This window comes from Variovorax defluvii (assembly GCF_039541515.1).
Classification (GTDB): domain Bacteria; phylum Pseudomonadota; class Gammaproteobacteria; order Burkholderiales; family Burkholderiaceae_C; genus Variovorax; species Variovorax defluvii.
The window spans coordinates 437,832-462,657 of the sequence record NZ_BAABGJ010000080.1; the positions used below are offsets into that span (position 1 = coordinate 437,832).

22 protein-coding genes are annotated in these 24,826 nt (G+C 66.7%); 7 read left to right on the plus strand and 15 right to left on the minus strand.

Annotation, left to right across the window (positions count from 1 at the left end; genetic code table 11):
* Positions 1-5: 5 nt before the first annotated feature.
* The 7 genes from hscA to uvrB all read right to left on the minus strand — a co-directional run bounded on the left by hscA (position 6) and on the right by uvrB (position 7,405).
* Positions 6-1,862, minus strand: coding sequence for a Fe-S protein assembly chaperone HscA (hscA, locus tag ABEA07_RS24925; protein WP_345541252.1), 1,857 nt, complete (start codon positions 1,860-1,862; stop codon positions 6-8).
* A 4-nt stretch (positions 1,863-1,866) separates the two neighbouring features.
* On the minus strand, positions 1,867-2,385 hold the full coding sequence (gene hscB, locus ABEA07_RS24930) for a Fe-S protein assembly co-chaperone HscB (RefSeq protein ID WP_345541254.1): 519 nt from the start codon (positions 2,383-2,385) through the stop codon (positions 1,867-1,869).
* Positions 2,386-2,443: 58 nt separating this feature from the next.
* Positions 2,444-2,767, minus strand: a complete 324-nt coding sequence (iscA, locus tag ABEA07_RS24935) for an iron-sulfur cluster assembly protein IscA (protein WP_345541255.1) — start codon at positions 2,765-2,767, stop codon at positions 2,444-2,446.
* Position 2,768: 1 nt separating this feature from the next.
* Positions 2,769-3,179, minus strand: a complete 411-nt coding sequence (gene iscU / locus ABEA07_RS24940; protein WP_345541257.1) for a Fe-S cluster assembly scaffold IscU — start codon at positions 3,177-3,179, stop codon at positions 2,769-2,771.
* Between the two features lie 23 nt (positions 3,180-3,202).
* Complete coding sequence (locus ABEA07_RS24945) at positions 3,203-4,423, minus strand: IscS subfamily cysteine desulfurase (protein WP_345541258.1); 1,221 nt, start codon at positions 4,421-4,423, stop codon at positions 3,203-3,205.
* Between the two features lie 93 nt (positions 4,424-4,516).
* Positions 4,517-5,053, minus strand: coding sequence for a Fe-S cluster assembly transcriptional regulator IscR (iscR, locus tag ABEA07_RS24950; protein WP_345541259.1), 537 nt, complete (start codon positions 5,051-5,053; stop codon positions 4,517-4,519).
* A 231-nt stretch (positions 5,054-5,284) separates the two neighbouring features.
* Entirely contained in the window at positions 5,285-7,405 is a 2,121-nt protein-coding gene (gene uvrB / locus ABEA07_RS24955) for an excinuclease ABC subunit UvrB (RefSeq protein ID WP_345541260.1), read from the minus strand.
* Between the two features lie 130 nt (positions 7,406-7,535).
* Between uvrB and ABEA07_RS24960 the strand changes: the two genes are divergently transcribed.
* The 4 genes from ABEA07_RS24960 to ABEA07_RS24975 all read left to right on the plus strand — a co-directional run bounded on the left by ABEA07_RS24960 (position 7,536) and on the right by ABEA07_RS24975 (position 11,515).
* A complete protein-coding gene (locus tag ABEA07_RS24960) occupies positions 7,536-8,732 on the plus strand; it encodes an amino acid aminotransferase (RefSeq protein WP_345541261.1) in 1,197 nt (398 codons plus the stop codon).
* A 109-nt stretch (positions 8,733-8,841) separates the two neighbouring features.
* Positions 8,842-10,245 (plus strand): polyhydroxyalkanoate depolymerase, encoded by a 1,404-nt coding sequence (locus ABEA07_RS24965; RefSeq protein ID WP_345541262.1) that lies wholly within the window; start codon positions 8,842-8,844, stop codon positions 10,243-10,245.
* A gap of 2 nt (positions 10,246-10,247) precedes the next feature.
* Entirely contained in the window at positions 10,248-10,883 is a 636-nt protein-coding gene (locus tag ABEA07_RS24970; protein WP_345541264.1) for an RnfABCDGE type electron transport complex subunit B, read from the plus strand.
* The gene (locus ABEA07_RS24975) at positions 10,880-11,515 is read left to right on the plus strand and encodes a LysE family translocator (RefSeq protein WP_345541266.1); all 636 of its coding nucleotides are present in this window, start codon (positions 10,880-10,882) and stop codon (positions 11,513-11,515) included. The genes ABEA07_RS24970 and ABEA07_RS24975 overlap by 4 nt, the downstream gene beginning before the upstream one ends.
* 21 nt (positions 11,516-11,536) lie before the next feature.
* Here ABEA07_RS24975 and ABEA07_RS24980 read toward each other — a convergent pair whose 3' ends face one another.
* The 5 genes from ABEA07_RS24980 to scpA are packed head-to-tail and all read right to left on the minus strand — an operon-like array spanning position 11,537 to position 18,905.
* Positions 11,537-12,031, minus strand: a complete 495-nt coding sequence (locus tag ABEA07_RS24980; protein ID WP_345541267.1) for a VOC family protein — start codon at positions 12,029-12,031, stop codon at positions 11,537-11,539.
* A 13-nt stretch (positions 12,032-12,044) separates the two neighbouring features.
* Positions 12,045-14,093: an acetyl-CoA carboxylase biotin carboxylase subunit gene (locus tag ABEA07_RS24985; protein ID WP_345541269.1), complete on the minus strand. Its 2,049-nt coding sequence runs from the start codon at positions 14,091-14,093 to the stop codon at positions 12,045-12,047.
* 17 nt (positions 14,094-14,110) lie between these two features.
* Positions 14,111-15,643 (minus strand): acyl-CoA carboxylase subunit beta, encoded by a 1,533-nt coding sequence (locus tag ABEA07_RS24990; RefSeq protein WP_345541270.1) that lies wholly within the window; start codon positions 15,641-15,643, stop codon positions 14,111-14,113.
* A complete protein-coding gene (meaB, locus tag ABEA07_RS24995; protein WP_345541272.1) occupies positions 15,640-16,740 on the minus strand; it encodes a methylmalonyl Co-A mutase-associated GTPase MeaB in 1,101 nt (366 codons plus the stop codon). Before meaB ends, ABEA07_RS24990 begins: the two co-directional genes overlap by 4 nt.
* A 2-nt stretch (positions 16,741-16,742) precedes the next feature.
* The gene (gene scpA / locus ABEA07_RS25000; RefSeq protein WP_345541273.1) at positions 16,743-18,905 is read right to left on the minus strand and encodes a methylmalonyl-CoA mutase; all 2,163 of its coding nucleotides are present in this window, start codon (positions 18,903-18,905) and stop codon (positions 16,743-16,745) included.
* A gap of 130 nt (positions 18,906-19,035) precedes the next feature.
* On the opposite strand from scpA, the gene ABEA07_RS25005 reads away from it, so the two are divergent.
* Complete coding sequence (locus ABEA07_RS25005; RefSeq protein ID WP_345541275.1) at positions 19,036-19,683, plus strand: GntR family transcriptional regulator; 648 nt, start codon at positions 19,036-19,038, stop codon at positions 19,681-19,683.
* Positions 19,684-19,691: 8 nt separating this feature from the next.
* On the opposite strand, the gene ABEA07_RS25010 is transcribed toward ABEA07_RS25005, so the two are convergent.
* Positions 19,692-20,480, minus strand: a complete 789-nt coding sequence (locus ABEA07_RS25010) for an IclR family transcriptional regulator (protein WP_345541276.1) — start codon at positions 20,478-20,480, stop codon at positions 19,692-19,694.
* Positions 20,481-20,567: 87 nt separating this feature from the next.
* Here ABEA07_RS25010 and ABEA07_RS25015 point away from each other — a divergent pair, with 87 nt between their 5' ends.
* Positions 20,568-21,563 carry a tripartite tricarboxylate transporter substrate binding protein gene (locus ABEA07_RS25015; RefSeq protein ID WP_345541277.1) on the plus strand — a complete coding sequence of 332 codons (996 nt, stop codon included), beginning with the start codon at positions 20,568-20,570 and terminating at the stop codon, positions 21,561-21,563.
* A 52-nt stretch (positions 21,564-21,615) separates the two neighbouring features.
* On the plus strand, positions 21,616-22,494 hold the full coding sequence (locus ABEA07_RS25020) for a TauD/TfdA dioxygenase family protein (protein WP_345541279.1): 879 nt from the start codon (positions 21,616-21,618) through the stop codon (positions 22,492-22,494).
* 34 nt (positions 22,495-22,528) lie between these two features.
* Here ABEA07_RS25020 and dusA read toward each other — a convergent pair whose 3' ends face one another.
* Positions 22,529-23,611 carry a tRNA dihydrouridine(20/20a) synthase DusA gene (gene dusA / locus ABEA07_RS25025; RefSeq protein ID WP_345541280.1) on the minus strand — a complete coding sequence of 361 codons (1,083 nt, stop codon included), beginning with the start codon at positions 23,609-23,611 and terminating at the stop codon, positions 22,529-22,531.
* 41 nt (positions 23,612-23,652) lie between these two features.
* The gene (gntR, locus tag ABEA07_RS25030; protein ID WP_345541281.1) at positions 23,653-24,678 is read right to left on the minus strand and encodes an HTH-type transcriptional regulator GntR; all 1,026 of its coding nucleotides are present in this window, start codon (positions 24,676-24,678) and stop codon (positions 23,653-23,655) included.
* Between the last annotated feature and the right edge of the window lie 148 nt (positions 24,679-24,826).

The window sequence follows — 24,826 nt, forward strand, 5'->3', positions numbered from 1 at the left end:
GTGCTCTACAGGGATTCGATCTTGCGGCCCGCGAGCGCGCGTGCAATGCCCGCGTTCATGCGCTGCGCGGCGAAGGCTTCGGTGCCGTCGGCCAGAGCCTTCGTCGCCGCTTCGATGGCGGCGGTGTCGGACGAGGCGCGCGCACTTTGCAGCGCCGCCATCAGCGAGTCGATGGCCTCACGCTCCTCGGCCGTGAGAAGGTCGCCGTCGGCATCGAGGGCGCTGCGCGTGGCCAGCAGCATGCGGTCGGCATCCACGCGGGCCTCGACCAGCGCACGCGCCTGCATGTCCTGCTGCGCGGTGGAAAAGCTGTCTTGCAGCATCTTGGCGATCTGATCGTCGGACAGGCCATAGGAAGGCTTGACTTTCACGCTGGCCTCCACGCCACTGGTCTGCTCCCTGGCACCTACGCTGAGCAGGCCGTCGGCATCGACGGTGAAGGTGACGCGGATGCGCGCCGCGCCGGCAGCCATCGGCGGAATGCCGCGCAGCTCGAAGCGCGCCAGGCTACGGCAGTCGGCCACCAGGTCGCGTTCGCCTTGCACCACGTGCAGCGCCAGCGCGGTCTGGCCGTCTTGGTAGGTGGTGAAGTCCTGCGCCATCGCCGTCGGGATGGTCTGGTTGCGCGGCACGATGCGCTCGACGAGCCCCCCCATGGTTTCGATGCCGAGCGACAAGGGAATCACGTCGAGCAGGAGAAGATCGTCCGCGCCGCTGTTGCCGGCGAGCTGGTTGGCCTGGATCGCGGCGCCAAGTGCGACGACCTCGTCCGGATTCAGATTGGTCAGGGGTTCGCGGTCGAAGAGACCGGCGACGGCACGGCGGATCTGGGGCATGCGCGTCGCGCCCCCGACCAGCACGACGCCTTGCAGTTCGGCCGGCCGCAGGCGCGCGTCGCGCAGTGCCTTGCGCACGGCGGCCAGGGTGCGAGCGGTCAGGGCATCGGTGGCGGCCTCGAACTGGGCGCGCGAGATGTCGACCTTCAACGCCCCTTCGGACAGCTCGGCCGCCATGGTGGTCGTCTCGGCGTCCGTCAAGGCCTCCTTGGCGGCCCGCGCCGCCGTCAGCAGCGCCGCCTTGTCGGCATCGCTGCGGGCCTGAAGACCCGCCTGGCTCAGCGCGACGTTGGCCAGCGCGTGGTCGTAGTCATCCCCCCCGAGCGCCGAGTCGCCGCCCGTGGCAATGACCTCGAACACGCCCTGCGTCAGGCGCAGGATCGAGATGTCGAAGGTGCCGCCGCCGAGATCGTAGACGGCGTAGACGCCCTCGCTCGCGTTGTCCAGGCCATAGGCGATGGCCGCCGCGGTCGGCTCGCTGATCAGGCGCAGCAGGTTGATCCCGGCGAGCTGGGCCGCATCCTTGGTCGCCTGGCGCTGGCCTTCGTCGAAGTAGGCCGGCACAGTGATGACGGCGCCGTAGATCTCGTCGTCGAAGGTGTCCTCGGCGCGGAAGCGCAGGGTCGCAAGGATCTCGGCGCTCACCTCCACCGGAGACTTGGGCCCGGCGGCGGTCTGCACCTGCACCATCCCGGCGTCGCCGGACAGGCGGTAGGCGATGGCCTCGCGGTTCGAGACGTCCTGCAGGCCACGGCCCATCAGGCGCTTGACCGAGGTGATGACATTCCCCGGGTCGGCGGTGCGCGCATGGAGCGCGTCGAAGCCTATCTGCCGGCGCTCCTTGTCGAGATAGCGCACGGCCGAGGGCAGGATGACGCGCCCTGCGGCATCGGGCAGGCACTCGGCCACGCCGTTGCGCACGGCAGCCACGAGCGAGTGCGTGGTGCCGAGATCGATGCCGATGGCGATGCGGCGCTTGTGCGGGTCCGGTGCCTGGCCGGGTTCTGAAATCTGGAGCAATGCCATGGCGTTATTGTCCCCACCGATCGGCCTTGGCCTCGACGTCCTCGGCAAAGCGCTCGATGAACATAAGGGCTCTCACCTGCTTCGCCGCGCCGGCATGGTCGCCCTTCTCGTCGATCAGCCAGTCGAGCGACGACAGCGCACGCGCACGGCCGGCCTCGACGTGCGCGCGCAGCCGGTCGATCGCGGCGGCGTCTTTGGCCTCGTCGAGCTCCTCGCGCCATTCCATCTGCTGCATGAGGAAGTCGGCCGGCATGGCCGTGTTTTTCTCGGCGTCGATGGGATGGCCATTCAGAGCGCACAGATAGCTCGCACGCTTGATCGGGTCTTTCAGCCGCTGATAGGCCTCGTTGATACGCACCGACCACTGCATGGCCACGCGCTGCGCCGAAGGGCCCTGCGCCGCGAAGCGGTCCGGGTGCGCTTCGCGCTGCAATTCCTTCCAACGCGCATCCAGCGCGGCGCGGTCCTGCGCGAAGGTCGCCGGCACGTCGAAGAGTTCGAAATCGGTGTCGTTCAGGTTCATGGCGTCAAAAAGCCGCCAGCCCATGACCGGGTAGTGGCGGCTCGGACGTAAGGGCGGGTCAGATACGGAAGCTTTCGCCGCAACCGCAGCGGTCTCGCTCGTTCGGGTTGTTGAATTTGAAGCCCTCGTTGAGCCCCTCGCGAACGAAGTCCAACTGGGTGCCGTCGATATAGGCCAGGCTCTTCGGGTCGACCAGCACCTTCACGCCGTGGTCCTCGAAGACCACGTCTTCCGGCGCCATCTCGTCCACGTACTCGAGCTTGTAGGCGAGGCCCGAGCAGCCGGTGGTCTTGACGCCCAGCCGCACGCCCAGCCCCTTGCCTCGCTTGCCGAGGTAGCGGGTGACGTGGCGCGCGGCGGCTTCGGTCAGGGTCACAGCCATGTCAGTGAGCGGATGCCGTCTTGGCGACGTCGCCGTGCTTGGACTTGTAGTCGTTGACCGCGGCCTTGATCGCGTCTTCCGCCAGGATCGAGCAGTGAATCTTGACGGGCGGCAATGCCAGCTCTTCGGCGATCTGCGCATTCTTGAGCGCCGCCGCCTCGTCGAGCGTCTTGCCCTTGACCCATTCGGTCACCAGCGAGGACGAGGCGATCGCCGAACCGCAGCCGTAGGTCTTGAAGCGCGCGTCCTCGATCACGCCCGTCTGCGGGTTGACCTTGATCTGCAGCTTCATGACGTCGCCGCACGCCGGGGCGCCGACCATGCCGGTGCCCACCGACTCGTCGCTTTTCTCGAACGAGCCGACGTTGCGGGGATTTTCGTAGTGGTCGATGACCTTGGATGAATATGCCATGTGGGGTACCTCTCAGTCTGTGTTCAATGCGCCGACCACTGGATCGTGCTGATGTCGATGCCGTCCTGGAACATCTCCCACAAGGGGCTCAGCTCGCGCAGCTTGGCGACGTTGTGCTTGATGGTCGCAACCGCGTAATCGATCTCTTCCTCGGTCGTGAAGCGGCCGAAGGTCATGCGCAGGCTGCTGTGCGCCAGCTCGTCGCTGCGGCCCAGCGCGCGCAGCACGTAACTGGGCTCCAGACTGGCCGATGTGCAGGCCGAGCCGCTGGACACCGCGATGCCCTTGATGCCCATGATCAGGGACTCGCCCTCGACATAGTTGAAACTCATGTTGAGGTTGTGCGGCACGCGGTGTGTGAGGTCTCCGTTGATGAAGACCTGCTCGACGTCCTTCAGACCCTCCAGCATGCGCTGCTGCAGGGCGCGCGCCTTGGCGATGTCGTCCGCCATCTCCAGCTTGGCGATGCGGAAGGCCTCACCCATGCCGACAATCTGGTGGGTCGGCAGGGTGCCGGAGCGCATGCCGCGCTCGTGCCCTCCACCGTGCATCTGGGCTTCCAGCCGTACGCGGGGCTTGCGGCGCACGTACAGCGCTCCGATGCCCTTGGGGCCGTAGGTCTTGTGCGAAGCCAGACTCATCAGGTCGATCGGCAGGGTCTTGAGGTCGATTTCGACCTTGCCGGTCGCCTGCGCTGCATCGACGTGGAAGATCACACCCTTCTCGCGGCAGAGCTTGCCCAGCGCGACCACGTCCTGGATTACGCCGATCTCGTTGTTCACGAACATCACGCTGGCGAGGATGGTGTCGGGCCGGATGGCAGCCTTGAAGGTCTCGAGGTCGAGCAAGCCGTCTTCCCGCACGTCCAGGTAGGTCACCTCGAAGCCCTGGCGCTCCAACTCGCGCATCGTGTCGAGCACCGCCTTGTGCTCTGTCTTGACGGTGATCAGGTGCTTGCCCTTGCTCTTGTAGAAATGGGCCGCACCCTTGAGCGCCAAGTTGTCGGACTCGGTGGCGCCCGAGGTCCAGACGATTTCACGCGGGTCGGCGCCGATCAGATCAGCCACGTGGGCACGCGCCTTCTCGACCGCCTCTTCCGCTTCCCAGCCCCAGGCGTGGCTGCGCGATGCGGGGTTGCCGAAATGCTCGCGCAACCAGGGAATCATCGCGTCGACCACGCGCGGGTCGACCGGCGTCGTCGCACCGTAGTCGAGATAGATCGGGAAATGGGGGGTGACATCCATGGCTGGCTCTTGCTGGCGTGGGGGTTGGCTGTTCTTTGGGGGAATCGGATTCAGAGGGTGACGCCCGTAGGCGCCAACGAATCAAGCCATCATTCAGGACTTGGCGAAAGCGTTGCCCAGGGCGAAGACCGAATTGGGCGCATTGACCCGGATCGGCTTGACCACCGGTTGGCTGGAAATCGCCCGCTTCACCGCCGGCTTGTTCTCGACCTGGACGCCCTTGGCGATCTGATCGTCGACCAGCTTCTGCAAAGTGACGGAGTCCAGAAACTCCACCATGCGTTGGTTCAACGACGCCCACAGTTCGTGGGTCATGCAACGGCCGGCCTCGCCCAGGCAGTTTTCCTTGCCGCCGCACTGGGTGGCATCGATGGGCTCATCGACGGAAACAATGATGTCGGCGACGGTGATTTCCGATGCCTTTCGGCCCAACGAGTAACCACCGCCGGGGCCGCGCGTCGACTCGACCAGCTCATGACGGCGAAGCTTGCCGAACAACTGTTCCAGGTACGACAGGGAGATCTGCTGCCGCTGGCTGATCGCGGCCAGCGTGACCGGACCGGAGTTCTGGCGAAGAGCCAGGTCGATCATGGCTGTGACCGCAAAACGGCCTTTGGTAGTGAGACGCATCGCAAGCTCCTATGAGTGCTTACCGTTAAAAAGACACCAAGGCTTCGTGAGCTTCGGTGACACCGTCTCCGCCCTTCCCGGTCCTCAACTGTGCAATCCAGTTGGTAAGAGCCGGTCCTTCATCGCGAAGTTCTCTTGTTCTTGAGTAATTCGGTCAAGTATAACAGAAGCCCCTCCGACCTGCTCGGGTAAACCCCATTGCAGGCCGAGAGGGGCAATCGGAGAACCAGATCAGGTGGCCAGGTCGGGGCCGATGCTGTCCTTTCCGGGGGCGCCGAAAGCCTGTTCGCGCAGGAGCGCAAGTTGGTCGCGCACGCGGGCGGCTTTCTCGAATTCGAGGTTGCGCGCATGTTCCAGCATCTGCTTCTCGAGGCGCTTGATCTCGCGGGCGATGTCCTTTTCCGACATGTCCTCCACCTTGGCGCGCTCGAGTTCCCGCTTTGCGCTTTCCTTGCTGCTTTTCTCGCTGTAGACCCCGTCGATCAAGTCGCGAACCTGCTTGACGATGCTCCGCGGCGTGATGCCGTGTTCCTGGTTGTAGGCGATCTGTCGCGCACGGCGGCGCTCGGTCTCGCCGATGGCCTTCTGCATCGAATCCGTGATCCGGTCGGCGTAGAGGATGGCCTTGCCGTGCATATTCCGGGCGGCGCGGCCGATGGTCTGGATCAGCGAACGCTCCGCGCGCAGAAAACCTTCCTTGTCCGCGTCGAGAATCGCCACCAGCGACACCTCGGGGATGTCCAGGCCCTCTCGCAGCAGGTTGATGCCGATCAGCACGTCGAAGGCGCCCAGCCGCAGGTCGCGCAGGATCTCGACTCGCTCGACCGTGTCAACGTCGCTGTGCAGGTAGCGCACCTTGACGCCGTTGTCGCCCAGGTAGTCCGTGAGCTGCTCGGCCATGCGCTTGGTCAGGGTGGTGATCAGGACGCGTTCGCTCTTCTCGACGCGGAGCCGAATTTCCTGCAGCACGTCATCCACCTGGTGGGTGGCGGGCCGGACCTCGACTTCGGGGTCGATCAGCCCGGTCGGCCGCACCAGCTGCTCGACCACGTTGCCGGCATGGTCCTTCTCATACTGCGCCGGCGTGGCAGAGACGAAGATGCACTGCCGCATGCGGGTCTCGAATTCATCAAACTTGAGCGGCCGGTTGTCCAGCGCGGACGGCAGCCGGAAGCCGTACTCCACCAGCGTGGTCTTGCGCGCCCGGTCGCCGTTGTACATGGCGCTGAGCTGGCCGATCATCTGGTGGCTTTCGTCGAGGAACATGAGGGCGTCCTTCGGCAGGTAGTCCGTCAGTGTGGCCGGCGGCTCGCCCGGCGCCGCCCCCGAGAGGTGGCGCGTGTAGTTCTCGATGCCCTTGCAGTGGCCGATCTCCGCCAGCATTTCCAGGTCGAAGCGCGTGCGCTGCTCCAAGCGTTGCGCCTCGACCAACTTGCCGTCGCCCACCAGCTCCTTGAGCCGCTGGTCGAGCTCGAGCTTGATGGTCTCCACCGCGTTCAGCACCTTGTCGCGCGGCGTCACGTAGTGACTCGACGGATAGACGGTGAAGCGCGGGATCTTTTGCCGGATGCGCCCGGTGAGCGGATCGAACAGCTGCAGCGACTCGATTTCGTCGTCGAAGAGCTCGATGCGGATCGCCAGCTCGCTGTGTTCGGCCGGGAACACGTCGATCGTGTCGCCCCGCACCCTGAAGGTGCCGCGCGAAAAGTCCTGCTCGTTGCGCGTGTACTGCATGCGGATCAGCCGCGAGATCACGTCGCGCTGGCCGATCTTGTCGCCGATGCGCATGATGAAGCGCATCTGCGTGTAGTCCTCCGGCGTGCCGATGCCGTAGATGGCACTCACGGTGGCGACGATCACCGTGTCGCGCCGCTCCAGCACGCTCTTGGTGGCCGACAGGCGCATCTGCTCGATGTGCTCGTTGATCGAACTGTCCTTCTCGATGAACAGGTCGCGTTGCGGGACATAGGCCTCTGGCTGGTAGTAGTCGTAGTAGCTGACGAAGTACTCGACCGCGTTCTTGGGGAAGAACTCCCGGAACTCGCTGTAGAGCTGCGCCGCGAGCGTCTTGTTGGGCGCGAACACGATTGCCGGCCGGCCGAGCCGGGCGATCACGTTGGCCATGGTGTAGGTCTTGCCGGAGCCGGTCACGCCCAGCAGTGTCTGGAACACCTCGCCGTCGCGCACACCCTCGACCAGGCCGGCGATCGCGGCAGGCTGGTCGCCGGCCGGCGGGTAGGGCTGATAGAGCTCGAACGGGGAATCCGGGAAGCGGACGAACTCGCCCTGCTTCACGGGCCCCACGGGCTCGGCATGGGGCGGATCCGTGATGACTTCGGTGGTTTCAGGCATGGCGGTCCAGGTGATGTGCGGCTCGGCCGGTAAAATTCAAGCGAACTCGATAGGCTAACCCAGCCGCGAGTCAGGCGCAGACCCGGGTGCAGCCGGGGCGCACAGCATCACCCCCAAAGGACTTCTTCCCATGTCAATGTTCACCGCCGTCGAGATGGCGCCACGCGACCCGATCCTGGGCCTCAACGAGCAATTCGCGGCCGACACCAATCCCAACAAGGTCAATCTCGGCGTCGGCGTCTACTACGACGACAACGGCAAGCTCCCGCTTCTGCGCTGCGTCCAGGCGGTCGAGGAAGACATGATCAAGTCGCCCAAGGCGCGCGGCTACCTGCCCATCGACGGCATCGTGGCCTATGACGACGCCGTCAAGGGTCTCGTGTTCGGCCCCGACAGCGAACCGGTCAAATCCGGCCGCGTCGCCACCATCCAGGGCCTGGGCGGCACCGGTGGCCTCAAGGTCGGCGCGGACTTCCTCAAGAAGCTCAACCCGAACGCCAAGGTGCTGATCAGCAACCCGAGCTGGGAGAACCACCGCGCCCTGTTCACCCAGGCCGGCTTCGTGGTCGAGGAGTACCCCTACTACGACGCCGCCAGGCGCGGCATCGACTTTGACGGCATGCTGAACGCGCTCAACGCCGCCCCGGCCGGAACCATCGTCGTGCTGCATGCCTGCTGCCACAACCCCACCGGCTACGACATTCGCGCCGACCAATGGGACCAGGTGGTGGGCGCGGTGAAGGCCCGCAACCTCGTCGCCTTCCTCGACATGGCCTACCAGGGCTTCGGCTATGGCATCCAGGAGGACGGCGCGGCCATCGGCAAGTTCGTCGCCGCCGGCCTCAACTTCTTCGTCTCGACCTCCTTCTCCAAGAGCTTCAGCCTCTACGGCGAGCGCGTCGGCGCCCTCTCCGTCCTGTGCGAAAACAAGGACGAGGCGGCGCGCGTGCTGAGCCAGCTCAAGATCATGATCCGCACCAACTACAGCAACCCGCCGACTCACGGCGGCGCAGTGGTGGCGGCCGTGCTGAGCACGCCCGCGCTGCGCACGCTGTGGGAGAAAGAACTCGGCGAGATGCGCGACCGCATCAAGCTGATGCGCCACAAGCTGGTCGACGGCCTGAAGGCCGCGGGCGTGAAGCAGGACATGAGCTTCATCACCGACCAGATCGGCATGTTCAGCTACTCGGGCCTGAGCAAGGACCAGATGGTGCGCCTGCGCCAGGAGTTCGGCGTCTACGGCACCGACACCGGCCGCATGTGCGTCGCCGCGCTCAACAGCAAGAACATCGACTACGTCTGCCAGAGCATCGCGAAGGTGCTCTGAAACCGGCTCGCGGGGGCGCTTCAGGGCGCCCCGTTTTCGGCATTTCTGCCTACCACATCCGGGGTTGCTGCTGCTATATTGCATTGCAACATCCGTTGACATTCTGCCCATGCTCTACCACCTCTACGAAGCGCAGCGCTCCCTGATGGAGCCTTTTGCCGATTTCGCGCAGGCCGCTTCCAAGCTTTACGGGCAAGGCGGCATCTTTGGCCAGGTGCCGATGGCGCAGCGCGTGGCTGCCGGCTACGACCTCCTTCACCGGTTGGGCAAGGACTACGAGAAGCCCGAGTTCGACATCAAGACGGCCCGCGTCGACAACGACGACGTCGTCATCCAGGAAGTCGTGGAGATCGAGAAGCCCTTCTGCCAGCTGCGCCGCTTCAAGCGCTTCACCGACGACCCCCACACCCTGCAGACCCTCAAGGGCCAGCCGGTGGTCCTGATCGTGGCCCCCTTGTCGGGCCACTACGCCACGCTGCTGCGCGACACGGTGCGCACCATGCTGCAGGACCACAAGGTCTACATCACGGACTGGATCAACGCGCGCCTCGTGCCCCTGTCGGAGGGCGAGTTCCACCTCGACGATTACATCAACTATGTCGAGGAATTCATCCGCCATCTGCAGAAGCAGTACGGCAACTGCCATGTGATCAGCGTGTGCCAACCCACCGTGCCGGTCCTGGCGGCCGTATCGCTGATGGCAAGCCGCGGCGAGAAGTTGCCCCTGTCGCTGACCATGATGGGTGGCCCCATCGATGCCCGCAAGTCGCCGACCGCGGTCAACAACCTGGCGATGAACAAAAGCTACGAGTGGTTCGAGAACAACGTGATCTACCGCGTGCCCCAGGGCTTCCCGGGCGCCGGGCGGCGCGTCTACCCGGGCTTCCTGCAGCACACCGGTTTCGTGGCGATGAACCCGGATCGCCATGCCAGCAGCCACTACGACTACTTCAAGGACCTGATCAAGGGCGACGATGCCAGCGCCGAGGCCCACCGCAAGTTCTATGACGAGTACAACGCGGTGCTCGACATGGACGCGGACTACTATCTCGAGACAATTCGCACCGTCTTCCAGGATTTCGACCTGGTCAATGGCACCTGGGACGTGCGCAACCCCGAGGGCGTGCTGGAGCGCGTGCGCCCGCAAGACATCCACTCCACCGCCCTGCTGACCGTCGAAGGCGAGCTGGACGATATCTCCGGCGCAGGCCAGACGCGCGCCGCACACGAGCTGTGCACGGGCATTTCGCCCGAGCACCAGCGCCACTACGAGGTCAAGGGTGCCGGCCACTACGGCATCTTCAGCGGCCGCCGCTGGCGCGAGAAGGTGTATCCGGAGGTCAAGGCCTTCATCATCGCGAACGACAAGCCGCAGAAACCGGCCGGCCGCAGCGGCGTGACCGCGGAAGACACGATCAAGGCCTCGGCCAAGGTGCCGGCGGCGGCGGCACGCAAGTCTGCGCCCGCGCGCAAGTCCGCGCCTGCGCGCCGGACGCGCGGCGCCGCGAAATAGCCGTGAACGCGCTGGCCGCGCGCATCCTCGACGCACTGCCGCAGACGCAATGCACGCGTTGCGGCTATGCGGATTGCGCCGGCTACGCCCGGGCCATCGCAGACGGCGAAGCCGGCATCCACCAATGCCCGCCCGGCGGCGTTGAGGGCGTGGCCCGCTTGTCCGCCATCACCGGGCAAGCCGTGCGCCCCATCGACCCCGAGTTCGGCACGGAAGGTCCGCGGGCGATGGCCGTGATCGACGAGGCCTGGTGCATCGGTTGCACTCTGTGCCTGGATGCCTGCCCGACCGATGCAATCCTGGGCATCCACAAGCGCATGCACACCGTGATCGAGGCCCATTGCACCGGCTGCGAGCTGTGCATCCCCGTCTGCCCGGTCGACTGCATCTCGCTCGAGGTGGTCACGCCCGGCGACACCGGGTGGCAGGCCTGGTCGCAGTCGCAGGCCGACGAAGCGCGAAGGCGCTACGATGCCCACCGGCGCCGCCACGACAACGATGAGCCTCGACCTGCCGCGTCGGCAGCCGCGCCCGCCGAAGCGGCAACAGCCACCGAGCGCAAGCGCAGCGTCGTCGAAGCAGCCCTCGCCCGCGCGCGCGCCGCTGCATCCGCCCCCGTCACCAGGAAGCGCCCATGACCCTCGACACGCTGCTCCTCTACCTGGCCGCCTCCGTCGTGCTGGCGATCACGCCCGGTCCGACCATGCTGCTGGCCATGTCCAACGGCATCGCCGGCGGCATGCGTGCCGCCGTCTGTGGGATCGCCGGGGCGTCCGCCGGCTCGGCCATCCTGATCACGATCGTCGCCTTGGGCCTGGGCTCGCTGCTGGCGGCCTCCGAGTGGCTCTTCGACGCACTGCGGGCCGCGGGCGTCGCCTACCTGGTCTGGCTCGGCATCAAGATGTGGCGCAGCCCGCCGGTCGACATCCGCGCTGCGCTGGCGGCCTCGCCCGCCGACGTCCTGTCCGGGCGCGTCGCCTTCCTGCGCAGCCTGACGGTGGCGCTGTCCAACCCCAAGGCGCTGCTCTTCTTCGCCGCCTTCCTGCCCCAGTTCATCGACCTCGCCAGCCCCCAGGGCCCGCAGTACCTGGTGCTCGGCGCCGCCTTCATCGCCATCGACACCTGCATCATGCTGGGCTATGCCGCCGCCGGCACGCAGGCGGTGCGCTGGCTCTCGCGTCGCGGCCTGCGCATGCTCAACCGCGGCTGCGCCGCCGGCATGTGGATGCTGGCCGCCACGCTGGCGATCTGGCGCCGGCCGGGCGTCTGAGCCAGGTCTCGTCTCAGGCTCTCAGGCCGCCGCCAAAGCTGCGAAAGCCTTCACCACCTCGGGCGGCGCCTGCACCAGTTCGATCAGCACGCCCTCGCCGCTGACCGGAAACTCCTCGTTCCCCTTGGGATGCAGGAAGCAGATGTCGAAGCCCGCCGCCCCCTTGCGGATGCCGCCCGGCGCAAAGCGCACGCCCTGCGCGCTGAGCCAGCCGACCGCCGCCGGCAGGTCGTCGATCCACAGCCCCACGTGATTCAGCGGCGTGGCATGCACCGCCGGCTTCTTCTCCGGGTCCAGGGGCTGCATCAGGTCGACCTCGACCTTGAAGGGGCCGGTGCCGATCGCGCAGATGTCCTCGTCCACGTTCTCCCGCTCGCTGCGGAAGATGCCGGTGCGCTCGAGGCCCAGCATCTCGACCCAGAGCGTCTGGAGCCGCGTCTTGTCAGCTCCGCCGATCGCGATCTGCTGGATGCCGAGCACCTTGAAGGGCCGCTCCGCCGTCGATGTCGTGCTCATGCGCGCACCCCCTTCAAGCGAATTCCAGGATGACCTGGTCCACCGCGAGCGACTCGCCCTTGGCGGCATTGATGCTGCCCACCACGCCGTCCTGCGTGGCGAAGAGCACGTTCTCCATCTTCATGGCCTCGATCACCGCCAGCTTCTCGCCGGCTTGCACCTGCTGGCCTGGCTGCACCGAGACCTCGACCAGCAGACCAGGCATCGGGGACATGAGGAACTTGCTCAGGTCCGGCGGTGCCTTGTAGGGCATGAGCTCCAGCAGCCGCGCGCCCAGCGGCGACAGCACCATGGCCTCGACCTGCCGGCCGTTGTGCGCGATGCGCAATGCCAGCGGGTTCTTGCCCGCCCCGCGCTCGACCTGCGCGGTGAATCCGCGGCCATTGACCGAACCCTCGACGCGGATGTTGCCCAGCGGCGCCTGGCTGTCGATCTTGTAGGTGTTCGAGCCCACCGTGACGGCGCTGGCACCGGTCGGCTGGTGGAAGTCGGTCACCGTCACCGGGGTATGAACATGCTGCCCCTTCGGATCGAGCGCGACCACCACGAACTTCTCGCCCACCTTCACGCCGTGGCCCGACAGCTGACCGCTGATGCCCGAGGCCCGCGCCCGGTAGCGCCGGTGCATGTAGGCCGCCAGCGCAACCAGGAAGTCCGGGTCGTCGTGCGGAACGTCCTCCGCATGAAAGCCCTTGCCGTAGTGCTCGGCGATGAAGCCCGTGTTGAAGGCTCCGCTGACGAAGTTCGGATGCGCCAGGAGCGCCGCCTGGAAGGGGATGTTGCTGCTGATGCCGCGAATGACGAAGCCGTTGAGCGCCTCGCGCATCATCGCGATCGCGTGCTTGCGGTCGCGCCCGTGCACGATCAGCTTCGCGATCATCGAGTCGTAGTACATCGGGATCTCGCCGCCGTCATAGACGCCGGTGTCCACGCGCACGCCGTACAAATTCTCGGTGTCGGCGGAGAACATGGTCTCCTTCGGCGGCTGGAAGCGGACCAACCGGCCGGTCGACGGCAGGAAGTTTCGGAAGGGGTCTTCCGCGTTGATGCGGCATTCGATCGCCCAGCCGTTGCGCTGCACGTCCTTCTGCGCCAGCGGCAGTTTCTCCCCGGCTGCCACGCGGATCATCAGCTCGACCAGGTCCAAGCCCGTGATCGCCTCCGTCACGGGATGCTCCACCTGCAGCCGTGTGTTCATTTCCAGGAAGTAGAAGCTCTGGTCCTTGCCGACCACGAACTCCACCGTGCCCGCGCTCTGGTAGTTCACCGCCTTGGCCAGCGCCACCGCCTGCTCGCCCATGGCCTTGCGCGTCACGTCGCTGATGAACGGCGAAGGCGCCTCCTCGATCACCTTCTGGTGGCGGCGCTGGATCGAGCATTCGCGCTCGTTGAGGTAGATCACGTTGCCGTGCGCGTCGCCCAGAACCTGGATCTCGATGTGACGCGGCTCCTCGACGAACTTCTCGATGAACACGCGGTCGTCGCCGAAGCTGTTGCGCGCCTCGTTGCGGCAGGAAGTGAAACCGTCGAAGGCCTCCTTGTCGTTGAAGGCCACGCGCAAGCCCTTGCCGCCACCGCCGGCCGAGGCCTTGATCATCACGGGGTAGCCGATGTCGCGTGCGATCTCCACCGCACGCTCTGCCGTGTCGATCGCGTCGTTCCAGCCGGGGATGGTGTTGACCCGGGCCTCGCCGGCCAGTTTCTTGGAGGCGATCTTGTCGCCCATGGCCGCGATCGAATGATGCTTCGGGCCGATGAAGACGATGCCCTCCTCCTCGACCTTCCTGGCGAAGCCCTCGTTCTCCGACAGGAAGCCGTAGCCCGGATGCACCGCCTCCGCGCCGGTCTTCCTGCAGGCCGCGATGATGCGGTCGGCTTGCAGATAACTTTCGCGGCTGGGCGCGGCGCCGATGTGCACGGCCTCGTCGGCCAGCTCAACGTGGCGCGCGTCCTTGTCGGCGTCGGAATACACGGCGACCGTGGCGATGCCCATCTTCCTCGCCGTCTTGATCACTCTGCAGGCGATCTCACCACGGTTCGCGATCAGGATCTTCTTGAACATGTTCTTCTCTCCTCGCCTCAAAGGGGGATATTGCCGTGCTTGCGCCACGGGTTTTCCAGTTTTTTCTCGCGCAGCATGACCAAGCTGCGGCAGATGCGCTTGCGCGTCTCGCTGGGCAGGATCACGTCGTCGATGTAGCCGCGCGTGCCGGCCACGTAAGGGTTGGCGAAGCGGGCCTTGTACTCGGCCTCGCGGGCGGCCAGCTTCTCGGGGTCGTTCTTGTCTTCGCGGAAGATGATCTCCACCGCGCCCTTGGCGCCCATCACCGCGATCTCGGCGCGCGGCCAGGCCAGGTTGACGTCGCCGCGCAGGTGCTTGGAGGCCATCACGTCGTAGGCGCCGCCATAGGCCTTGCGGGTGATCACCGTGATCTTCGGCACCGTGCACTCCGCATAGGCATAGAGCAGCTTGGCGCCGTGCTTGATGATGCCGCCGTACTCCTGGCTGGTGCCGGGCATGAAGCCCGGCACGTCCACGAAGGTCACCACCGGGATGTTGAAGGCATCGCAGAAGCGCACGAAGCGCGCCGCCTTGATGGAGGACTTGATGTCCAGGCAGCCCGCCAGCACCAGCGGCTGGTTGGCCACGATGCCCACGCTCTGCCCGTCCATGCGTGCGAAGCCGATCACGATGTTCTTCGCGTAGTCCGGCTGCAGCTCGAAGAACTCGCCATCGTCCACCACCTTGGTGATGGCCTCCTTGATGTCGTAGGGCTTGTTCGGGTTGTCGGGCACCAGCGTGTCGAGCGAGACATCCGCGCGGTCGGCCGGGTCGCCGCTGGGCCGCACCGGGGCCTTTTCGCGGTTGTTCAGCGGCAGGTAGTTGTAGAGGCGGCGCAGCATCATCAGCGCCTCCACGTCGTTCTCGAAGGCCATGTCGGCCACGCCGCTCTTGGTGGTGTGCGTGGAAGCGCCGCCCAGCTCTTCGGCCGTCACGTCCTCGTGCGTCACGGTCTTCACCACGTCCGGGCCGGTGACGAACATGTAGGAGCTGTCGCGGACCATGAAGATGAAGTCGGTCATCGCCGGCGAGTACACCGCGCCGCCCGCGCAGGGGCCCATGATCATGCTGATCTGCGGCACCACGCCCGAGGCCATCACGTTGCGCTGGAACACCTCGGCATAGCCTCCGAGCGAGGCCACGCCCTCCTGGATGCGCGCACCGCCCGAGTCGTTCAGGCCGATGACCGGCGCACCCACCTTCATCGCCTGGTCCATCACCTTGCAGATCTTCTCGGCATGCGCCTCGCTGAGCGCGCCGCCGAAGACGGTGAAGTCCTGGCTGAAGACGAACACCAGGCGGCCGTTGATCATGCCGTAGCCCGTCACGACGCCGTCGCCGGGGATCTTGGTCTGGTCCATGCCGAAGTCGCTGGAGCGGTGCTCGACGAACATGTCCCATTCTTCGAAGGTGTTGTCGTCCAGCAGCAGCTCGATGCGCTCGCGCGCGGTCAGCTTGCCCTTGGCATGCTGCGCGTCGATGCGCTTCTGGCCGCCGCCCAGCCGCGCCTGGGCACGCCGCTTTTCGAGTTGATCGAGGATCTCTTTCATGGTGCTGTTCCGACAGTGGTTGTTCCGACAGGGGTTCGTGTGTTTTCGTGATCTTGCACCGGCGCGGCCTGGGCGGCGAGCAGATTGCGTGCGGCGGTGGAGGCCGGCAGCACGCCCGCTGCCACCTGCGCCAGTGCTTCGGGCAGCATTTCGCGCACCCTCGGGTGCTGCTTGAAGGCCTGCTTGAGCCCGGCGTCTATGCGCTCCCACATCCAGGCGAGCGCCTGCTTTTCCCGGCGGGCCGCCATGCGGCCGTTGGCGGTCTGGAGCGACTTGAACTGCAGCACCGTCTCCCAGAAGGCATCGACACCGGTGCCGTGCAGCGCGCTCAACTGGATGACCTTGGGCTGCCACTGGACCGGCGCCGCCTGCCCCGTGCCATGCGCCACGTGCGCATGGGCCGGATTGCCGTGGTGCCCGAACAGCCGCAGCGCCGAGGTGATCTGCGCCTGCGCCCGGGTCGCCGCATCGGGATCGATGTCGGCCTTGTTGATGACCACCAGGTCGGCCAGCTCCATCACGCCCTTCTTGATGGCCTGCAAGTCGTCGCCGGCGTTGGGCAGTTGCAGCAGCACGAACATGTCGGTCATGCCCGAGACCGCCGTCTCGCTCTGGCCCACGCCGACTGTCTCGACGATGACGACGTCGTAACCGGCGGCCTCGCATACCAGCATGGCCTCGCGCGTCTTCTCCGCCACGCCGCCGAGCGTGCCGCTGGAGGGGCTGGGCCGGATGTAGGCGCGCTCGTGCACCGAGAGCCGTTCCATGCGCGTCTTGTCGCCCAGGATGGAGCCGCCCGAGACGGTGGACGACGGATCGATGGTGAGCACCGCCACCCGGTGCCCCCGCTCGATCAGGTGCAGCCCCAGCGTCTCGATGAAAGTGGACTTGCCCACGCCCGGCACACCCGAGATGCCCAGGCGGAACGACCGGCCGGTGCGCGGCAGCAGCGCCGTCAGCAGTTCGTCGGCCTGGACCCGGTGGTCGGCACGCGTCGATTCGAGCAGCGTGATGGCCTTGGCGATGGCGCGGCGCTGCCGCAGGCCGTCGGCCTCGGTCAGCGCTTCGACCGACACCCCGCTTCGAGCCGCAGGCATGCTCAAGCCGCGACCGCCGCGCGGATCTGTTCCAGCACGTCCTTGGCGCTGGCCGGAATGGGCGTGCCCGGCCCGTAGATGCCCTTCACACCCGCGTCGTAGAGGAATTCGTAGTCCTGCCGCGGAATGACGCCACCGACGAAGACGATGATGTCGTCGGCGCCCTGCTTCCTCAGCTCCTCGATGATCGCCGGCACCAGCGTCTTGTGGCCCGCGGCCAGGGTGCTCACGCCCACGGCATGCACGTCGTTTTCGATGGCCTGGCGCGCGCATTCCTCCGGCGTCTGGAACAGCGGGCCCATGTCGACGTCGAAGCCCAGGTCGGCGAAGGCCGTGGCCACCACCTTGGCGCCGCGGTCGTGGCCGTCCTGGCCCAGCTTGGAGATCATCACCCGCGGCCGCCGGCCCTGCTCCTCGGCGAAGGCGGCGATCTCCTTCTGCAGCGCCTCCCAGCCCTCGGCCGAGTCGTAGGCCGCGGCATAGACGCCGGTCACCTTCTGCGTGTCGGCGCGGTGGCGGCCATAGACCTTCTCGAGCGCATCGCTGATCTCGCCCACCGTGGCGCGCAGGCGCACGGCGTCGATGCTCAGCGCCAGCAGGTTGCCCTCGCCGCTCTCGGCGGCGGCCGTCAGCGCGTCCAGCGCGGCCTGCACCTTCGCGCCGTCACGCTTCTCGCGCACGGACTTCAGCCGGGCGACCTGGCTTTCGCGCACCTTGATGTTGTCGATCTGCAGGATGTCGTGCGTGTCTTCGTTCTCCAGCTTGTACTTGTTGACGCCCACGATCACGTCCTGGCCCGAGTCGATGCGCGCCTGCTTGTCGGCGGCGGCCGCCTCGATCTTGAGCTTGGCCCAGCCGCTGTCGACCGCGCGCGTCATGCCGCCCATGGCCTCGACCTCCTCGATGATGGCCCAGGCCGCGTCCGCCATGTCCTGCGTGAGCTTCTCCATCATGTAGCTGCCGGCCCAGGGGTCGATCACGTTCGTGATGTGGGTCTCTTCCTGGATGATGAGCTGCGTGTTGCGCGCGATGCGCGCGCTGAACTCGGTAGGCAGCGCGATCGCCTCGTCCAGCGCATTGGTGTGCAGGCTTTGCGTGCCGCCGAAGACCGCCGCCATCGCCTCGATGGTGGTGCGCACCACGTTGTTGTACGGGTCCTGCTCCGTCAGGCTCCAGCCGGAGGTCTGGCAGTGGGTACGCAGCATCAGGCTCTTCGGGTTCTTGGGGTTGAACTCCTTCATGATCCGGCACCAGAGCAGGCGCGCCGCGCGCATCTTGGCCACTTCGAGGTAGAAGTTCATGCCGATGGCCCAGAAGAAGCTCAGCCGGCCCGCGAAGACATCGACGTCGAGCCCCTTGGCCAGCGCCGTCTTCACGTACTCCTTGCCGTCGGCCAGCGTGAAGGCCAGCTCCAGCGCCTGGTTGGCGCCCGCCTCCTGCATGTGGTAGCCGCTGATCGAGATCGAGTTGAACTTCGGCATGTTCTGCGCGGTGTACGCGATGATGTCGCCGATGATCCGCATCGAGGGCTCGGGCGGGAAGATGTAGGTATTGCGGACCATGAACTCCTTGAGGATGTCGTTCTGGATGGTCCCCGACAGTTGCGCCTGCGGCACCCCCTGCTCCTCCGCCGCCACGATGTAGCCCGCCAGCACCGGCAGCACCGCGCCGTTCATCGTCATCGAGACGCTGACCTTGTCCAGCGGGATCTGGTCGAACAGGATCTTCATGTCCTCCACGCTGTCGATCGCCACGCCGGCCTTGCCGACGTCGCCGGTCACGCGCGGATGATCGCTGTCGTAGCCGCGGTGGGTGGCCAGGTCGAAAGCCACGCTCACGCCCTGCCCGCCGGCGGCCAGCGCCTTGCGGTAGAAGGCGTTCGACTCCTCGGCGGTGGAAAAGCCCGCGTACTGCCGAATGGTCCATGGCCGCACCGCGTACATGGTGGCCTGCGGGCCGCGCAGGTAGGGCTCGAAGCCCGGCAACGTATCGGTGTACTTCAGCCCCTGCAGATCGGCTGCCGTGTAGAGGGGCTTGACCGTGATGCCGTCCGGCGTGCGCCAGTTCAGCGCCGCCAGGTCGCCGCCGGGGGCCGATTTGGCAGCAGCCTTGGCCCAGTCGTCCAGCGTGGCGGTTCGGAAATTCGGTTCGGGTTTGCTGCTCATGGGCGCCGCTTTGCGAGGTCTGGCTCGGGTGAAGGACATCCGCGCCAAGCGCGGGGGTTAAAACTTTGTGCGAGTCTAACCCATCTGTAATTATTAATTCAAACTCCTTGAGTTGCGGTAAAGTTCGGCCATGTCAGCCGTCACTCTCACCCCGCGCGCCCTCTATGAAGAGGTGGCGGAGCTGCTGCGCCAGCGCATCTTCAACCGCGACCTGGAGCCCGGCGCCTGGATCGACGAACTCAAGCTCGCCGAGGAATACGGGATCAGCCGCACGCCCCTGCGCGAGGCCTTGAAAGTGCTGGCGGCCGAGGGCCTGGTGACGATGAAGGTGCGCCGCGGTGCCTACGTGACCGAGGTGTCGGAGAAGGACCTCGCCGATGTCTACCACCTGCTGAGCCTGCTGGAGAGCGACGCCGTCGGCGTGGTGGCCGAGCGCGCCACACCGGCGCAACTGGCCGAACTCGAGTCCCTGCATGCCGAGCTCGAAGCCGCCGCGCAACCGGGCCAGGTGGACCGTGCACAGTTCTTCGCGATCAACGAACGCTTCCATATGCAGGTGATGGCCATCGCCGACAACCGCTGGCGCGACCAGATGGTGGCGGACCTGCGCAAGGTGATGAAGCTGAATCGCCACAACTCGCTGTTCAAGGCCGGCCGCATCACCGAATCGCTGCAGGAGCATCGGGCCGTGATGGCGGCGATCAAGGCGCGCGACCCCGCGGCCGCCATGGCCCGCATGCGGGAGCATTTCCGCAACGGCCTCGAAGCTGCGAACTGAGCGTCGCCTCAGGCCGCCGGAGACGCGACGCCGAGCTCGGCGTTGATTTTTTGCACGGTCTCCAGCAGCTTCGGCGCGACGCGTCCGACCATGGCTTCGCGCGGCAGCAGGTAGGCCGGGCCACCGCAGCTCACCGAATAGCGCTCGCCGCGCGGGCCGCGCAGCGCAAAGCCCAGCGCGTGGATGTGCGGGTGCCATTCCCCGAAGGAGCTGCAATAGCCCATGCGCGCGTATTCCTCCACCGCGGCCATCAGACGCAGCTCCAGGGCCGCCCAGTTCTCGCCGCTCTCCTGCCTGATCTGCGCCATCAACTCGCGTTGCTCGTCGGCCGGCAGCGCCGCCAGGTAGGCCCGTCCGGAGGCCGAGGTCGCAATGGTCATGCGCGCGCCCACCTCGATGCGCGAGCTGATGATGGCGGTACGGGGGCGCATCGAATCGATGATCAGCATGTCCAGCCCGTCGCGCACGCCCAGGTGCACGCTGGCGCCGGCGAACTCGGCCAGCGCCAAGAGGTGCGGCCGCGCGAGCGTGCGCAGATCGAAATGGCGCAGGAAGCGGTTGCTCATGTCCAGCAGCGCCGGCCCCAGGCTGAAGCGCTCCGACTCCGGCGCCTGCCGCAGATAGCCGCTCGCCACCAAGGTGGCGGCCAGGCGCGAGACCGTCGGCTTGGGAATGCCGGTCAGTTCGGCCAGCTCCCGGTTGCTCAAGGGCCCCGACGCGTCGCCGACCGCTTTCAGCACCGCCAGACCCCGTGCCAGAGCGCTGACTTCCCCGCCTTGATCAGTCGATGACGTCATAATTTTCAAAACAATGTTTCATTTTATCGTTGACTTCCCAGCGCGGGTCGACCATATTTCGAAACATTGTTCCATTAAATCGCAGCTATGACGAGACAAGCCCTTCCTCCTCGCCCCACCCGCCGCCAGCTCCTGATGACCGGGGCCTTGCTCGCCGCCGGCCTCGGCGGTACAAGCGAAGCCGCCGCCCAGGCTTACCCCAAGGGTCCGGTCAAGATCATCATCCCCTTCGCCCCCGGCGGCCCGACCGACACCGTCGGCCGGCTGATCGCCCAGAAGCTGCAGGACATCTGGGGCCAGCCGGTGATCGTCGACTACAAGCCCGGCGCGGGCACCGCCATCGGCGCGGATTTCGTCGCCAAATCGCCGGCCGACGGCCTGACCTTCGGGATGGTGAATTCCTCCTTCGCGGTCAATCCCTCGCTGCGCAAGTCCCTGCCCTACGACACGCTGAAGGATCTCGCGGGCATCACGCAGATCGCCAACCTGCAACTGGCCATGGTCGCGCGGCCGGATGCGCCCTTCAACACCTTGCCGGAGCTGATCGCCTACGCCAAGAAGAATCCCGGCAAGCTCACCTATGGCACGCCCGGCGCCGGCAGCACCACGCACCTGGGCGCCGAGCTGCTCAAGCGCGAGGCCGGCTTCGACATGCTGCACTCGCCCTTCAAGGGCAGCGCGCCGGCCCACACCGAGCTGATGGGCGGGCGCATCGACATCGTGGTCGACCCCTTCCTCTCGGTGCTGCCCTACGTCAAGGCGGGGCGCATGAAGATGATCGCGACCCTGGGCGACCGCCGCGTCCCCGGCTTCGACTACCCCACCGTGGCCGAGACCATCCCGGGCTTCCATGTCAACGCCCTGCTCGGCTTCGTCGCGCCGCGCGGCACGCCGGCAGCCATCATTCAGAAGATCCAGGCCGACACCGAGAAGGTGCTGCGTCAGCCCGACATGCGCAAGCGCATCGAGGAACAGGGCATGGAGGTCGTCGCGTCCAAGCCCGAGCAGTTCGAGGCTTTCGTGCAGGCCGAGATGAAACGCTGGGCCCGCGTCATCGAGGACGCCGGCATCCAGGCCGAATGAACGCCACAGCACCAGCCGCACCCTAGCCAGACGCCGACGAAGACCCGACCCCATGCCCCTCGAACTCAAGCCCCTCCATCCCCTGTTCGCCGCCGAAGCCAGCGGCATCGACATCACCCGCCCCCTGTCCGACACCGAGGTGCGCCAGATCAACGCCGCCATGAACCGGTACGCCGTGCTGGTGTGGCGCGGGCAGCCCCTCACCGGCCAGCAGCAGATCGACTTCGCGAAGTCCTTCGGCCCCCTGGACCTGGGCCTCAAGAAGGTCTTCAAGCGGCAGGAACGCCTGGAGGACGAGCGCCTGATCGACATCTCCAACGTGGACGCCGAGGGCAATGTCGCACGCCGCGACTCGCCCAAGAACTTGTCGAACTTCGCCAACCAGCTCTGGCACAGCGACAGCTCCTTCCAGAACCCGCGTGCCGCCTACTCCATGCTGCACGCGCTGGTGCTGCCGAGCTGGGGCGGCAATACCGAGTTCGCCGACCTGCGCGCGGCCTACGACGCGCTGCCCGAGCGCACCCAGGCCGAGCTGCAGGACCTGCGCGCCGAACACTACGCCCTGCACACCCGCATCCTGCTGGGCGACGAGGCCTATACCGACGAGCAGAAGAAGACCATCCCGCCCGCCGTCTGGCCGCTGGTCGAAACGCATGCCGGTTCCGGCCGCAAGCTGCTCTTCGTCGGCGTGCATGCGCGTCAGATCATCGGCTGGCCCACCGCCGAGTCGCGCATGTACCTGCAGGACCTGCTGGAACACGCAACCCAGCGCGAGTTTGTCTACCGTCACGAATGGCAGGTGGGCGACCTGGTGATGTGGGACAACCGCAGCACCCTGCACCGCGGCCGGCGCTACGACATCGCCGAGCGCCGCGAGCTGCGCCGCACCACCATCGAGGACGTGCCCGAGGCGCGGCTGATGGCGGCCTGAACTTCGCCGGCCGGCAGGCGCCGAGGCGGACGGCTCAGGGCAGTGCCTGCGCCGCCGGCTGCGGCCCGGCGTCCTCGTCGGCACGCGCGGGCGCGGCCGCGCGCGCAATCGCCATCACCTCGTGCGGCGGCAGCGCCTTGAGCCGGTGGTCGCTCCACACCTGCCGCCAGCGGCGCGCGCCGGGCAGCCCGTTGCGCAGGCCCAGCATGTGCCGCGCGATGTTGGACCAGGGCGTGCCGTGCTCGGCCGCCTCGCGCGCCATGTAGTCGCACATCGCTGCTTCCACCGCTTCGCGCGTGAGCGCGGAAGGTGCCTCCCGGAAAAAGACCTCGTCCCAGCGCGCCAGCCACCAGGGGTTGTGATAGGCCTCGCGCCCGACCATCACGCCGTCGAGCAGCCGCAGGTGCTGTTGCATCTCGCCCTCGTCGGCAAAGCCGCCGTTGATGGCGATCGACAGGTCCGGAAAGTCATGCTTGAGCCGGTGCACCAGCTCGTAACGCAGCGGCGGGATCTCGCGGTTCTGCTTGGGCGACAGGCCCTTCAGCCATGCGTTGCGCGCATGGACGATGAAAGTGCGGCAGCCGGCCTCGCTCACCCGCCCGACGAAGTCGCGCACGAATTCGTAGGACTCGGTCTTGTCCACCCCGATGCGGTGCTTGACCGTGACCGGCACGCTCACCGCGTCCACCATCGCCTTCACGCAGTCGGCCACCAGCTGTGGCTCCTTCATCAGGCAGGCCCCGAAGGCACCGCGCTGTACGCGTTCACTGGGGCATCCGCAATTGAGGTTGATCTCGTCGTAGCCCCAGTCCTCGCCCAGCTTCGCGCATCGCGCCAGGTCCGCCGCCTCGCTGCCGCCGAGTTGCAGCGCGACGGGATGTTCCTCGGCATGGAAGCGCAGATGGCGCGGCACGTCGCCGTGGAGGAGGGCGCCGGTGGTCACCATTTCGGTGTAGAGCAGCGCGCGGCGGGTGAGGAGGCGGTGGAAGAAGCGGCAATGCCGATCAGTCCAGTCCATCATGGGCGCAACCGACACGCGCATGGCCTCGGCAACGCTCGGCTTGCGAGGCGGATCGGGCTGCAGCCCCGTGTTTTCGCGGTTCTCGTTCGGTGTCATTCGATCTGGTCCAGCCCTGCATTGTCCTCTCAGCTGTCCTCTCAGCTGCTCTGCCGCACGACCACCTCATACCCCAGATCCACGCACGCCGAAGGCGGCACCTCACCCCGCATCAGCCCCAGCAGCATCACCGCCGCAGCCGCCCCGATCTCCGCGCGCGGCGTGCGCACGGTCGTCAGCGGCGGCAGCATCTGGTCGCTGCCCGTCAGGTCGTTGAACCCGGCGATGGCGATGCGCTCCGGCACCGAAATGCCAAGCCGCAATGCACTGAGCAATGCACCCTGCGCCAGGTCGTCGTTGCAGAAGAAGATCGCATCGAGGGGCGGCGACTGCGCGATCATCTGTTCGAACATCGTGCGGCCCAGCGAGAGCGACGAAGGCGCCGGGTTCAGCCACTCCAGCGTCGGCGAATGCAGACCGGCCGCCTGCATCTCGCGGCGCCAGCCGGCCAGGCGCTGCAGGGTCCGCGCATCGAGCTGGGCGGCGCCGAAGGCGATGCGGCGGTGGCCGCGCTCCAGCAGGTGGCGGGTCAGGGCCGCACCGGCGTCGGCCTGGGAGAAGCCGACGCTGTACACGCCTTGGGCGGCGGATGTTTCCATCAGGTGCACGCAAGGCAGGCCGCTGCCATGGATCAACGCGCGCGTGCCTTCGCTCTGCTCCAGCCCGGTCACCAGCAGGCCGGCCGGACGATGCTGCAGTTGCTCGCGCAGCAGTTGCTCCTCCTCGCCGGCGTCATAGTGCGTGACGCCGATCAGCGTCTGGTAGCCCTCTCGGCGCAACGCGCCCTGCACGGCTTCGAGCAGGTCGACGAACAGGGAGTTGGACAGCATGGGCACCAGCAGCGCGACGTGCGTGCTGTGGCGCGAGGCCAGCGCCCTCGCCGCCGGGTCCGGCACATAGCCGAGCCGGTCGGCGGCCGCCTTGACGCGGGCGACCAGCTCCGGATCGACCGAACGCTCGCCCCGCAAGGCCCGCGACACCGTGATCGGGCTGACGCGGGCAATGGCGGCCACGTCGGCGAGGGTGACGCGGCCGGTGGAACGAGGATGGGCGGAACGGGGCGGCATGCGGGAACGGTTCGACTGGCCGGACTTTATCAGACAGCGTTGTCCAAGCCCACACCGATAGACCCTGGCAGCCGTTCATCCTTCTCTCTTGGGAAAACGGTAGGTGCAAACCCCTATCGATTTTGGATAGCGCTGTCCTAGGATAGCG